Source organism: Nocardia nepalensis (assembly GCF_048910785.1).
GTDB classification, from domain to species: Bacteria; Actinomycetota; Actinomycetes; order Mycobacteriales; family Mycobacteriaceae; genus Nocardia; species Nocardia nepalensis.
Genome location: NZ_JBKBET010000038.1, coordinates 284,152 through 296,686 on the forward strand (window position 1 = coordinate 284,152; position 12,535 = coordinate 296,686).

The following is a 12,535-nucleotide window of genomic DNA, read 5'->3' on the forward strand; positions in this document are numbered from 1 at the left end:
ACGCAGGTTCGACAACACGCGGATCGCATCACTGAGCGGAATGAGCCGATCCGGCTGCTCAGCGGCCACCCCGGGCTCAGGTGTGATCGTGCGCGTCGCCCCAGGTGGGGAACGGGTCGGGGTAGGTGGACCATATTGTCGGGCCAGCGGCGAATTCGGCGTCGGTCAGTACCGCGGCATCGAGGAGTCGGCGGATCCGGGCGAGGTCGAGTTTCACGCCGATGAAGACGATTTCCTGGCCGGCGGGGACTTCGAGGGCGGACCACCAGGCTGCGGGTTCGAAGGTCAAGTTGGGACCGGCCTGGGACCAGATGGCGGCGAGGTCGGGTCGGGTGGCCAGCCAGCAGAAACCCTTGCTGCGCAGGATGCCTCGAAGTTGGGCGAGAGCATCGGCCAGACGTTGGGGATGAAAGGGGCGCTCGGCGGTGTAGGTCAGGCTACGGATGCCGTACTCCTCGGTTTCGGGCACATGGCCGCCCGCGATTTCCTCGGCCCAGCCCTCGGATTCGGCGGCGACGACCGGGTTATAGCGGCCGGTGGCGAGGACTTCCGCGAGATCCACCGCGCCCCTTTCAGTGCGCAGCACATGGGCGCGCGGATTGAGCCGTCGCACCGTCGCTTCCACGGTTCCGACAGCATTCGCGCTGACCAAGTCGGTCTTATTGATCAGCAGGACATCCGCGAACTCGACCTGATCAACCAGCAAGTCGGCAATGGTGCGCGTATCCCCCTCACCCGCTTGCAGATTCCGCTCGGCGAGCGCCTGGCCGCGAGCGATCTCGGCGAGAAAGGTCGAGGCGTCCACCACGGTGACCATGGTGTCCAGGCAGGCGATATCCCCGAGCTTGAAGCCGTCCTCGAATTCCCAGTCGAAGGTCGCGGCCACCGGCATCGGCTCGGAAATCCCAGTGGATTCGATGACCAGTTGATCGAAACGCCCCTCCCGGGCGAGCCTGCCGACCGCCTCGACCAAGTCCTCGCGCAGGGTGCAGCAGATGCAGCCATTGGTCAGCTCGACCAACTTCTCCTCGGTCCGGTCGAGGTGCCCCTGCCCCGCGACGAGCGCGGCATCGATATTGACCTCACTCATGTCATTGACGATGACCGCGACCCGCCGCCCGTCCCGATTGGCCAGGATGTGGTTGAGCAGCGTCGTCTTGCCCGCGCCCAGAAAGCCGGAGAGCACGGTGACGGGCAGCAGGTCGGTCCTAGATGAAGTGGTCACACTTTAATGATAATGGTTTTCATTTAGAAGACGCCACGTGACCACAGACTTCACCCCCAGACAGTCAAATGGCAGCCCCAAACCCCACCAAAAACCACCACTCCACCCCCTCGAAACGCTCGAGAACGCAACCACAGCCAGTCGACCGAGCTGGAAGCCATCCGCCTGCCCACTCGGCTGCGGGAGGTAAGCCGGGTACGGCACACGACGCGCCCAGCACTGCACCGGCAAAACCACAGAACGCCAAACCATCCGGGGTCCGCACCCCCTGGAAGTAGGTGCAGAACAACAGGACCCACCGCAGCCCACCCAACCCAAACGCACCCACCACCCACCCCCCTCAATTGGACATGTGATCACGTGGAATCTGTGGCGGCATCGCCCGAGAACCCCCCGCCACCAGTGCCACCTGATCTTGATCCCTGAACGAGTGTGTCGAGTTGTCGGTGGGGGTGGCAACTGACAACAGGGGCAACAGGTCTCGGGCGAGCGCGCTGGGGGCGCGTACCTCGGCGACGGCCGCGTCGATGGGTACCGATATCAGGACGACGCGACTTCGAGACCGCGGTGCGCCACCGCCGGCGCATCCGGATGCCGCCACAGCCCGCGCGCCGCCAGTCGCGGCAGTACGCCCTCGCCGAACCAGTACGCCTCCTCCAGATGCGGATACCCGGAGAGCACGAACTCATCAATCCCCAGGTCGTGGTATTCGAGAATGCGCTCGGCCACGTCATCGTGGCTGCCGACCAGCGCCGTCCCCGCGCCGCCGCGCACCAGTCCGATGCCCGCCCACAGGTTCGGGTAGATCTCCAGCGAGTCGCTGGAGCCCTCGTGTAGGGCGAGCATTCGGCGCTGTCCCTCGGATTCGCTGCGCGCCAAGGACTTCTGGATATCCGCGACGGCCGCGGGATCGAATCCGGCCAGCAGCCTGTTGGCTTCGGCCCACGCCAGTTCCGAGGTGTCGCGGGTGATGACGTGCAGTCGGATGCCGAAACGCACTGTGCGGCCTTCGCGTTGGGCGAGATTCCTGATCCAGGCGATCTTCTCGGCGACCTGCTCGGGCGGCTCACCCCAGGTCAGATAGACATCGGAATGCCTGGCCGCGATAGCGCCCGCGATCGGCGAGGAGCCGCCGAAGTACACCTCGGGCACCGGATTCGGCACCTGGGCGAGCTTCGCGTCGGCGATGTGAATGTGCTCGCCGGTCAAGCTGACCGTCTCCCCCGCCCAGAGTTTGCGCACGACCTCGAGGAATTCGCCGGTGCGCAGGTAGCGGGCGTCCTTATCGAGGAAGTCGCCGTAGGCGCGCTGTTCACTGGATTCGCCGCCGGTGACCACATTGATCAGCAGGCGGCCGCCGGTCTGCCGCTGGAAGGTGCTCGCCATCTGCGCGGCCAGCGTCGGGGAGATGAATCCAGGGCGCAGCGCCACCAGGAATTTCAACCTCTCGGTGGCCTGGCTGACCATCGCGGTGGTCAGCCAGGCGTCCTCGCACCATGCGCCGGTCGGAGTCAGGACCGCCTCGAAGCCGAGCGCCTCAGCGGCCGCCGCGATCTGGCTCAGGTATGCCACGCTGGGCGGACGGTCACCGGCGGATCGCGTTGCGTTTGCACCGTGACCACCACCGACGACATTGCGGCTGTCGCCGCTGGTTGGCAGAAACCAGTGGAAGGTGAGGGACATTCGAACGATCCAACCCAAGGTACTCCGGCCTCACCAGGAATGCGATCGGCCAGATCGGAAATCCCGTTCTCGGGCCTCGCGTGCATTCTCCCGCCTAAGTCGGCGAGCCACATTCACCCGAAAGCGCACACTTAGGCCGGTTCGGACGGACCGCAAATTCCGGCGCGGTCGCTGAGTAGGGTCTGGAGTGTGAAATTCCTGCCGCTCATGCCCGACGGGCAGACTCCGGTTCGTGTCCTTACCATCGCCGGAACCGACTCCGGCGGCGGCGCGGGTATTCAGGCCGATTCGCGGACCATGGCCCTGTGCGGAGTGCACGCATGTGTGGCGGTTGCCGCGGTGACAGTGCAGAACTCGGTCGGGGTGAGCGGGTTCCACGAGATTCCGCCGCAGATCGTGGCCGACCAGGTGCGTGCGGTGGTCGGCGATATCGGGGTCGGGGCGGCCAAGACCGGGATGCTGGCCTCGACCGCCATCATCGAGTCCGTGGCGGCGGTCTGCGAGGAGGTCGGGATCGGTCGGGACCGGACGCCCTTGGTGGTCGACCCGGTGGCGGCCTCCATGCACGGCGATTCACTGCTGCACGAGGAGGCGCTGGACGCGGTGCGGCATACGCTGATTCCGCTGGCCACCGTGGTGACGCCGAATCTCGACGAGGTGCGGCTGATCACCGGCATCGAGGTCACCGATGACACCTCGGCACGTCGGGCGGCGCAGGCGCTGCACAAACTCGGGGCGCGGTGGGCGATCGTCAAGGGCGGACACCTGCGGTCCTCCGAGGTCAGCACCGATCTGCTCTTCGACGGCGACCAATTCCTGGAGTTCACCGCGCCGCGGATCAGCACCGGAAACGATCACGGCGGCGGTGACACCCTGGCCGCGGCCATCGCATGCGCGCTCGCCAACGGCTACTCGGTCCCCGATGCCGTCGCATTCGCCAAGGACTGGACCTATCGCTGCCTGGCCGCGTCCTACGATCTCGGCGCAGGTCACGGGCCCGTCTCCCCCTTCTGGCGCCTATCCGCGACCTAGTCCCGACGGCCGGTTCCGGGGAAGTTCCGGCGGGCGTAGTCGAATGGTGGTCGACCACGCCGCATCCGACCGCCATATCACTACGCTCGGCGAGCAGCCGGAGGGGAAGCGAAACTTGTCGGTGGGTGGGTCCATACTTGGGCCATCGCAGCCACCGTTGACCTCAATGACGCGGTTCAACGAGAACAATGTGGTTCGAGGTGGCTGTGGAAGCCGACCGCCAGCGGCGCGCCCCGCGGTCGGCGCCACCGGTGTACAACTCAATGCGATCTCACTCGCTGGAAAACGCAAGGTGCAGTGGCAGATCCGCGTCGATGCGGATGCCGTTCAGCCGCGCATTGGCCTCGGCTAACGCGGAGATGATCTCGGCCAGGTAGGCGACGAACTTCTCGATCGGCATCGCATTCGCCTGTAGGCGGTTCGCACCCAGCCACCAATCCGTGGCCGAGGCCACCGCACCGAATACCGAGTAGTTGACGAGTTCGACGCTGGACACCTCGACCGCGGTGTCCTCGAGCAGTCCGGCGAACAGATCGGCCGCCCGCTTGGCCGATTGGCGAGCGGATTGCAGCGCACGCTCGGAATCGTCGGCGCGCTGAGTGAAGTGGCTGTGCATCATGAAGCGGAAGACATTCGGATGCTCGGTCACCACGAGCACATATTCGGCCGCGCCGCGCCGGATAACCTCACGCGCCGAATCATTGGTCAGGTCGACGCTGGAAACAATCCGTTCCCACAGCATGTCGCGCACCCGATCGACAATGGCGTTATAGAGGTCGGTCTTATCCTCGAAGTGCCGATACAGCTTCGGTTTCGCCGCACCGGCCTCTTTCGCGATATCGCCCATACTGACCTCGGGCCCGAACCTATCGAGCGCCCGAAACGCCGCATCGACGAACTCCGCCCGAACCTTGCGCCGATGCTCCCGCCACCGCTCGGTCCGAGCATCCACTCGTTTAGGCGGTACCTCACCCACGCCCCGCCCACTACGCATCACAATTCCGACCGTACCAACCCCCGCCCCGACCTCGGTCAACTCGGTCGAAACCGCAATCCAGGCCCTGCCCCCAGGAAGCATCGCCTGGAGAATCCGGGAATGGTTTTGCTGAAGCAGCAACAAATCTGGCATCGCTGCGGGCGCGGCATACATGCTGTGACCAGTGTCGATGGGACGACACGAACGACTTCGACGGGAGACCGACGCATGACCGAAAGCACCGCATCGCAGAATGCCCAGGAATTCTGGGAGGGGTTCTATCAGGATCGGGATCAGATCTGGACCGGGAATCCCAATCCGCTGCTGGTGCGCGAGGGGGCGGCGCTGTCCCCGGGCACCGCATTGGACCTCGGATGTGGTGAGGGCGCTGATGCTGTTTGGCTTGCCGGGCTGGGGTGGCGTGTCACAGCTGTTGATGTGTCCGCGACCGCGCTGCGGCGGGCTGCGATTCACGCCGACCAAGCGGGCGTCGCCGATCGCATTGTGTTCGCGGAACACGATCTGGCGCAGACATTTCCAGCGGGCTCCTTCGATCTGGTTTCGGCGCAGTTCTTTCATTCGCCGGTTGCGCAGGATGACGAGCGGACAAGGGTGTTGCGGCGGGCCGCGGAGGCAGTGGCGGCGGGTGGGGTGTTGTTGATTGCGGGGCATGCGGGTTGGCCCTCATTTGTGCAGGATCGCCATGATGTGCACTTTCCGACGATGGATGAGGTGCTCACAGGGCTCGCCCTCGAATCGGACGGGTGGCAGGTGGAGACCGCGGATGAGGTCGAGCGGGAGGTGACGGGGCCGGAGGGGCAGGTGGGGCGGCGCAGCGACACGATCTTGCGGATTCGGCGACTGCGGTAGGTCCAGGTCCCCAGCAACCTCACAGGTAGGGCCCAGCTGGGGTCCAGCGCGGTTGGCGAGGGTGGTCACCATGACCGAATCGACGACCGCCGCGCACCGGGCGGATCTGACCGAAAAGGTGATCACGCCCGTGCTGGATGTCGTGATCCCCGTCTACAACGAAGAGGCCGACCTCGGTATCTGCGTGCGGCGGCTGCACGCCTACCTGCGCGACGGGTTTCCGTTCCCGGCTCGAATAACCATTGCCGATAATGCGAGCACCGATGACACCATGCAGGTCGCGCGGTTGCTCGCCGATGAGCTCGACGATGTGCGGGTCGTGCATCTGGACGCGAAGGGCCGGGGGCGCGCACTGCGCGCGGTGTGGGAGCACTCCGACGCACAGGTCGTCGCCTACATGGATGTGGACCTGTCCACGGATCTGAACGCGCTACTGCCCCTGGTAGCTCCGCTGATCTCGGGACATTCGGATCTGGCGATCGGCACTCGGCTCGACGCGTCGTCGCGGGTGGTGCGCGGACCCAAGCGGGAGTTCATCTCGCGGTGCTACAACCTGATCCTGAAAGCCTCACTGCAGGCACGGTTTTCGGATGCCCAGTGCGGATTCAAGGCGATGCGCACCGATGTCGCGCGACAGCTGCTGCCGCTGGTGCAGGACGGTGAATGGTTCTTCGACACCGAGCTTCTGGTGCTCGCCGAGCGGGCGGGGCTGCGCATCCACGAGGTGCCGGTCGACTGGATCGATGATCCGGACAGCCGGGTGGACATTGTCGATACGGCGCGCAAGGATCTGCTCGGTGTATGGCGATTGCTGCGCGGGCTGACCACCGGTGCGCTGCCATTGGAGGAACTGCGCCGCGCGGTCGGGCGTGAGCCACTGGTTCCCGGTGTGCCATTGGGGATGGTCGGGCAAGTGGTGCGGTTCGCGATCGTAGGTGTCATTTCCACACTCGCCTATATGCTGCTCTACCTGGTGTTGCAGCCGATGACAGGTGCGCAGGTCGCGAACTTCGTTGCGCTGCTTACCACCGCGATCGGCAATACCGCTGCCAACCGCGCCTTCACCTTCGGGGTGCGTGGGTCGAACGGCGTTGTGTCGCACCAATTCCAAGGGCTTCTGATATTCGGCTTCGGATTGCTGGTCACCAGCGGATCGTTGTTCGCCCTGCATCGCTGGGCCCCGGATGCGGCCGTGCACCTAGAACTGTTCGTCCTGGTGGTGGCCAACCTGATAGCGACTCTCATCCGATTCGTCGGTCTGCGTTGGGTATTCCGAAACCCGACCGGCGCGGTCGATACCCGACCGACGGCGCCGGATGCGGCCACCCAGCCCATGCTTCGCGCTGCGAAAGCGACCAGCGGCGCCGGTGAGGTTCGCCGGTGACCGCGACGCTGACGCCACCGGCCCCGGCGACCTTGCCCGAACCACAACCGAAGCAGCGGATCCGCTGGGAATACCCGGCATTGGCCGCACTCCTGATCGGCACCGGCATCACCTACCTGTGCAACCTCAGCGCCAACGGCTATGCGAATGCCTTCTATTCCGCTGCGGTACAGGCGGGTTCGAAGTCATGGAAGGCATTCTTCTTCGGCTCCTCGGATGCGGCCAACTCGATCACCGTCGATAAACCACCGGCCTCGCTCTGGCTGATGGAGCTGTCGGTACGGGTGTTCGGGCTGAACTCCTGGAGCGTCCTGGTACCGGAGGTGCTGCTCGCCGTCGCCTCGGTGGCGCTGGTGTGGGCAACGGTGCGCAGGCCCTTCGGCCCGGCGGCCGGGCTCATTGCCGGACTCGTGCTCGCGGTGACTCCCGTCGCGGCGCTGATGTTCCGGTTCAACAACCCGGACGCGCTGCTGGTATTCCTGATGGTCGCGGCGGCCTGGGCGATGACGAGGGCGATCGACGACGGGCGCACCCGGTGGTTGGTCCTGACCGGTGTCTTCATCGGATTCGGCTTCCTCACCAAACAATTGCAGGTGCTGCTGGTGGTGCCCGCGCTGGCGCTGACCTATCTCGTCGCCGGTCCGCCCAAGCTCGGCAAGCGCATCCTGCAATTGCTCGCCGCGGGTGCGGCCATGCTGGTCGCGGCCGGATGGTGGCTGCTCGCGGTCGAGCTGTGGCCAGCCTCGTCGCGGCCGTGGATCGGTGGGTCGCAACATAATTCGATCCTCGAACTCACCTTCGGATACAACGGGCTCGGCCGGTTGAACGGCAATGAGCACGGCAGCGTCACCCCCGGCGGGGGCGATATGCCGCCCCGCGGCGGTGGCATGTGGGGCAGTACCGGGATCACCCGGCTGTTCGAACCCGCACAGGGCGGTCAGATCGCCTGGCTGATCCCGGCCGCGCTGGTCGCGCTGGTCGCGGGAATCCTGTTGCGCGGCAGGGCTGCTCGGCCGGATGGTCAGCGCGCGTCGCTGATCCTGTGGGGCGGCTGGCTGCTGGTGACCGGACTGACCTTCAGCTTCATGGCGGGCATCTTCCACCAGTACTACACGGTGGCGCTGACCCCGGCGGTGGCGGCATTGGTCGGCATCGGCGCGGTCCAGCTGTGGCGGGAGCGGCATCGGCTGTGGGTCCGGTTGTTCGGGGCGCTCGCGATCGGCCTGACGACGGCGACCTCGTGGATGTTGTTGTCGCGCAGTACGAATTTCGTGCCGTGGTTGCGCTGGGCGGTGCTCGTGGTCGGCGTGCTGGCGACCATCGCGGTGCTGTTGCCCGCACCACGCAAGCTGGCTCTGGTCGCGGCGCTGGCCGCCGCCTTTACCGGATTGTCCGGACCCGTCGCGTATTCCGCCCAAACCATCGCGACCTCGCACGAGGGCGCGATCCCGTCGGCGGGACCGAATGTCGGGATGATGTTCGGCCACCGACCCGGTGACTTCGGTGCGCCCGGTGGCATGCCCGATGGACGAAATGGCAATGGACGCAATTCGAATGGCGCGCGGGGCATGAACGGCGCGATGGGTATACCGCCCGGCGGCATGCCCGGCGGCGCCAATGCCCCTGCGGGCCAAGACGGTCCGATGATGGGCGGCCCCGCCGGTGGACTGCTCGGCGCGAGCAAACCGAGCGATAAGGTCGTCGCACTGCTGGAAAACAATGGCACCGACTACACCTGGGTAGCCGCCGCCATCGGCTCCAATAGCGCCGCCGGATTCCAGCTGGCCACCCAATTGCCCGTCATGCCGGTCGGCGGCTTCAATGGCAGCGATCCATCGCCGACGCTGGATCAGTTCAAAGAATTCGTCGCCGACGGGAAGATCCACTACTTCATCGGCAGCGGCAACCGCGGCGGCGAAGACGGTGGTTTCGGTCCCGGTCGCTCCGGCACCGGCACCGGCACCGAGATCAGCAAGTGGGTCCAGGAGCATTACACCGCGACGGAAGTCGACGGCGTCACCCTCTACGACCTGACCACCGCCCACTGATCCACTGCGGAACGCGATTCGCCCGGTGCACACGCACCGGGCGAATCGGTTTCGGCGGCTCGGACACCACATCGGAGTCGCCGAAGCTCGGGCTACTTCACCGCGGGTTCGGTCGCGTCGACCCACTCCGCGAAGGTCGGGCCTGCGAGGACCGCGTGCGGGCTGGCGAGCAGGGTACCGTCCTCGAAGATCTCGCGGTCGGCGTTGTCCGGGTCGCTCACTTCGCGTACCTCGGCCGGAGTGCCGCGGCGAGCGGCCAGCAGCGCCGCCGCGCCCGCCATGGTCTCCGCACGTGGACCGGCGATTTCCGGGAACGGACCAGCCGAGGACTCCGGCAGCGGGTGCACCGCGAGATCCACCAGTGCCTCCGCGACCGAACGCGCCGCAACCAGTTGGGTTTTCATATTCGCGACGTAGGACACCTCGCCCTGGGTGCCCCACTGCATCATCACCTCGACCAGTTCATGGAACTGGGCGGCACGCAGGATCTGCACCGGCAGTGGACCTTCGAGCAGCACCTTCTCGTGGACGAGCTTGGCGGCGTTGTAACCGGCGACGGTGTTGTCGATGCCGATGATGGAGACCACGACCAGGCGCTCGACACCGGCCTTCTGCCCCGCCGCGTGCAGGTTCTTCGCCGAAGCGGTGAAGAATTCGGTGGCGATGTCCTTATCCGCGGACGGCGTGCTGGACGCGTCGATGACAACCTGCACCCCTTCGAGCGCTTCCACCAGTCCCGCACCGGTCTCGATATCGACACCGTTGGCGCGGGAGAACGCGACCACCTCGTGTCCCTGCTCGTTGAGCACCTCCACCACGTGGCGGCCCAGCCGTCCGGTCGCTCCAGCAACTGCGATCTTCTTGGTGTTCGACATGATTGCTACTCCTCATTCGCTGCGGTGTTCCGCGTTCACAGGGAGGACGACGCAGGGTGGACGAGTGTGACATGCCTTCTCCTCGAGCTCTCTTTACCCGCTTCCGCGAAATCCTCTTAATGCGGCATTCATGCGAAACCCTTTCGCACGCCGCGAACTCCGGGAATGATGGTCCAGCGCGTGACGACTCCGTTCGGGGCCACGGCCGCCATCAGGTCATGCGTCAACTCCGAGCTACCAGGACAACTGTGACAAGTATTTCGAGATTCGCCCTAACCGTCATCGGCGCGCTGGCCGCGATCGCACTCACCGTCGGATTCGCGTCGACCGCATCGGCTTCGCCGGTCGAATCGCCCGAGCCGGCCGCTCCGGTGACCGCGACCGCACCGATCGCCGCGGCAGCCGAACCGACCCCGCAGGCCACCCTCATCGGCGGATGCCCCATGCCGCCCGGCGACACCATCGAGGTCAGGACACTGGTCGGCGGCCTGCTCGGCGCCACCATCGGCGGCATCGCCGGCCTGCCCATCTTCATCGTCGGCTCGATCCCGGGACTGATCATCGGCGGCATCCTCGGCGTCCTCATCGGCTCCACCTCCTACGCGGTGGACGAGGGTCATCTGCAGCAGGCGGGGCTCTGCTGACAGCGAATTCCCTTTAGTGGCAAGCTGTTAGCGTGCGGGGATGAGTTCGACCACCGATCGATTCATCGACGCCGTCGTCGATTTCGAGCGCGCAGTGCGCGCGCAGGACCCGCAGGAGCAGCAACAAGCTCACAGGGAACTGCATCGCCTTTACGAATCGGCGACGCCGGAAGAACTTGCGCAGGGCGGCAAGCGGCTCGCCGACGTGCTGACCGATGTGCCGACCGGACCGCGAGCGAATATCGCGGTCCTCATCGGCGCGTGCGTCGAGGGTGGCGCGGATCCCGTGGCATGCGCACCCCGCGTGCTCGGGAACCTCGCGAAAGCACTCGACAGCGCAAAGGTATTCGCCGAGATATGGGCGGCGGCCGACATCGGCGACGCACCCGACCCGGAACAGGTCGAGCTGGACCCGGAACTGTTCGAGGTCGTCGGATTCGACGCGACGCTGGCGTGGTGGACACTGGACCTCTGGAACCGAGCGGGTCTGGCCATGCTGCAGCACAAGTCGGTCCGCCAGAAGTTCGGACAGGCGGGTCGCGACATCATCCGCGAGCGCCACGACGCACTGGGCGAGATCTCCGACCGCTGGGACAAATGCCTCGGCTACGCCCTGATCGTGCTGGACGACGAACCGCTCATCGTGCTGCACCGCGAGACCGGCACCGGCTACGCGATGCGAATGACCGGCATCGGCGACAACTTCCAGCTACACACCCTGCTCGCCGATGCCCTCATCGGCGGCGGCCATATTCCCGGTGAAGCACCCACAGCGGAGGCGGTCGCCATGTGCCGCGATATGCCCGGCATGACCCTCACCACCGGATCGTTCAATCTGGCCGCCCCGGACGGAACTTGGATCTGGAACGAGGGCACCCCCTCGGATATCCCGGTCGTCGACGGCACCCGCCTCCTGGTCCTGGACCCGCCCCCGTACCAGCGCAATTGGCCAGCGGGACGCTTCTTCCCGAATATGGTCGGCGACCTCACGTTCGAGCGGGTCCTGACTCCCGACGAGTCCGCCACCTGGTTCCGGCACGTATCACCGGACAAGGGCCCGACCGAGGACTAGCCGTTGTGGGTCACGTTGGAATCAGCTCGATGTCGGCCTGGACTGCTATCGGGTAGTCGTCGGCAGCGGCGTTCGACAGTGGCCGGCGCCGGGGAGCGGGCGTCCGGATCGGCGGATCAGCGTGGGGCGTTCAATGCGGTGTGCAGCGTTGCGGCCCACTGCGCGACGATCTGTTTGCGGCGGGCGGAGTCGTCGGTCAGCACGTCGGCCAGGCCGAGGCCGCGGGCTAGGTCGAGGGTGGCCTGGACGAGGTGGTGGGCCACCGGGTCGGAGTCGTCGACGCCGAGTGCCTGCACCGCGCGGCGGTGTGACATGCGACCGAATTTGGCTTCCAGGGGGACGATTCGCTCGCGCAGCGCCGGGTCTGCGGCCGCATGCGTCCACACCTGCAGTGCGGCCTTGAACAGCGGGCTGGTGTAGGACTCGACCAATCCGGCCACCACCGCCTCGGTGCGGTCGACCCCATTGTCCATAGCGGCCACCACCTCGTGCCTGGCCTGCTGGTCGCGGGTGTAGAACATGTACTCGAGTGCGGCGGTGATCAGGTCTTCCCTGGTCGGGAAGTGATGCTGGGCCGCACCGCGCGACACCCCGGCCCGTTCCGCGACGACCGAGACCGTCGCCGCCGCCCAGCCCATTTCGGCCAGGCAGTCGATGGTCGCCTCGAGCAGGCGCTGCCGGGTGGCTCGGCTGCGGTCCTGCTTGGGTTCGTGGGGTGTCACCATG

Annotated in this window: 11 protein-coding genes; 6 read left to right on the plus strand and 5 right to left on the minus strand. The window is 66.1% G+C overall.

The genetic code is table 11. The annotated features are described in order from the left end of the window. Positions 1-76 precede the first annotated feature (76 nt). Positions 77-1,225 carry a GTP-binding protein gene (locus ACHQ4I_RS35870; protein ID WP_420776343.1) on the minus strand — a complete coding sequence of 383 codons (1,149 nt, stop codon included), beginning with the start codon at positions 1,223-1,225 and terminating at the stop codon, positions 77-79. A gap of 540 nt (positions 1,226-1,765) precedes the next feature. After that, complete coding sequence (locus ACHQ4I_RS35875) at positions 1,766-2,908, minus strand: LLM class flavin-dependent oxidoreductase (protein WP_420776344.1); 1,143 nt, start codon at positions 2,906-2,908, stop codon at positions 1,766-1,768. A 189-nt stretch (positions 2,909-3,097) separates the two neighbouring features. Here ACHQ4I_RS35875 and thiD point away from each other — a divergent pair, with 189 nt between their 5' ends. Further along, positions 3,098-3,940, plus strand: coding sequence for a bifunctional hydroxymethylpyrimidine kinase/phosphomethylpyrimidine kinase (thiD, locus tag ACHQ4I_RS35880; protein WP_420776345.1), 843 nt, complete (start codon positions 3,098-3,100; stop codon positions 3,938-3,940). A 271-nt stretch (positions 3,941-4,211) separates the two neighbouring features. Here the strand turns inward: thiD and ACHQ4I_RS35885 are convergent, their stop codons facing one another. Next, the gene (locus ACHQ4I_RS35885; protein WP_420776346.1) at positions 4,212-4,934 is read right to left on the minus strand and encodes a TetR/AcrR family transcriptional regulator; all 723 of its coding nucleotides are present in this window, start codon (positions 4,932-4,934) and stop codon (positions 4,212-4,214) included. Between the two features lie 210 nt (positions 4,935-5,144). On the opposite strand from ACHQ4I_RS35885, the gene ACHQ4I_RS35890 reads away from it, so the two are divergent. The 3 genes from ACHQ4I_RS35890 (at position 5,145) to ACHQ4I_RS35900 (ending at position 9,218) form a co-directional block, all read left to right on the plus strand. Continuing rightward, entirely contained in the window at positions 5,145-5,786 is a 642-nt protein-coding gene (locus ACHQ4I_RS35890; RefSeq protein ID WP_420776347.1) for an SAM-dependent methyltransferase, read from the plus strand. Between the two features lie 70 nt (positions 5,787-5,856). Next, positions 5,857-7,170: a bifunctional glycosyltransferase family 2/GtrA family protein gene (locus ACHQ4I_RS35895; protein WP_420776348.1), complete on the plus strand. Its 1,314-nt coding sequence runs from the start codon at positions 5,857-5,859 to the stop codon at positions 7,168-7,170. Next, positions 7,167-9,218 (plus strand): glycosyltransferase family 39 protein, encoded by a 2,052-nt coding sequence (locus tag ACHQ4I_RS35900; protein ID WP_420776349.1) that lies wholly within the window; start codon positions 7,167-7,169, stop codon positions 9,216-9,218. Before ACHQ4I_RS35895 ends, ACHQ4I_RS35900 begins: the two co-directional genes overlap by 4 nt. Positions 9,219-9,310: 92 nt before the next feature. Here the strand turns inward: ACHQ4I_RS35900 and ACHQ4I_RS35905 are convergent, their stop codons facing one another. Then, positions 9,311-10,093, minus strand: coding sequence for an SDR family oxidoreductase (locus ACHQ4I_RS35905; protein WP_420776350.1), 783 nt, complete (start codon positions 10,091-10,093; stop codon positions 9,311-9,313). A 248-nt stretch (positions 10,094-10,341) separates the two neighbouring features. On the opposite strand from ACHQ4I_RS35905, the gene ACHQ4I_RS35910 reads away from it, so the two are divergent. Then, positions 10,342-10,737, plus strand: coding sequence for a hypothetical protein (locus ACHQ4I_RS35910; RefSeq protein ID WP_420776351.1), 396 nt, complete (start codon positions 10,342-10,344; stop codon positions 10,735-10,737). Positions 10,738-10,777: 40 nt separating this feature from the next. After that, the gene (locus tag ACHQ4I_RS35915) at positions 10,778-11,809 is read left to right on the plus strand and encodes a hypothetical protein (RefSeq protein ID WP_420776352.1); all 1,032 of its coding nucleotides are present in this window, start codon (positions 10,778-10,780) and stop codon (positions 11,807-11,809) included. 116 nt (positions 11,810-11,925) lie between these two features. Here the strand turns inward: ACHQ4I_RS35915 and ACHQ4I_RS35920 are convergent, their stop codons facing one another. Then, on the minus strand, positions 11,926-12,534 hold the full coding sequence (locus ACHQ4I_RS35920) for a TetR/AcrR family transcriptional regulator (protein WP_420776353.1): 609 nt from the start codon (positions 12,532-12,534) through the stop codon (positions 11,926-11,928). Between the last annotated feature and the right edge of the window lies 1 nt (position 12,535).

What these genes read in the sequence shown, in the direction of transcription:
- ACHQ4I_RS35875 (WP_420776344.1), bottom strand. Translation starts at nt 2,908, where the DNA reads ATGTCCCTCACCTTCCACTGGTTTCTGCCAACCAGCGGCGACAGCCGC.
- ACHQ4I_RS35885 (WP_420776346.1), bottom strand. Translation starts at nt 4,934, where the DNA reads ATGCGTAGTGGGCGGGGCGTGGGTGAGGTACCGCCTAAACGAGTGGAT.
- ACHQ4I_RS35890 (WP_420776347.1), top strand. Translation starts at nt 5,145, where the DNA reads ATGACCGAAAGCACCGCATCGCAGAATGCCCAGGAATTCTGGGAGGGG.
- ACHQ4I_RS35895 (WP_420776348.1), top strand. Translation starts at nt 5,857, where the DNA reads ATGACCGAATCGACGACCGCCGCGCACCGGGCGGATCTGACCGAAAAG.
- ACHQ4I_RS35905 (WP_420776350.1), bottom strand. Translation starts at nt 10,093, where the DNA reads ATGTCGAACACCAAGAAGATCGCAGTTGCTGGAGCGACCGGACGGCTG.
- ACHQ4I_RS35915 (WP_420776352.1), top strand. Translation starts at nt 10,778, where the DNA reads ATGAGTTCGACCACCGATCGATTCATCGACGCCGTCGTCGATTTCGAG.
- ACHQ4I_RS35920 (WP_420776353.1), bottom strand. Translation starts at nt 12,534, where the DNA reads ATGGTGACACCCCACGAACCCAAGCAGGACCGCAGCCGAGCCACCCGG.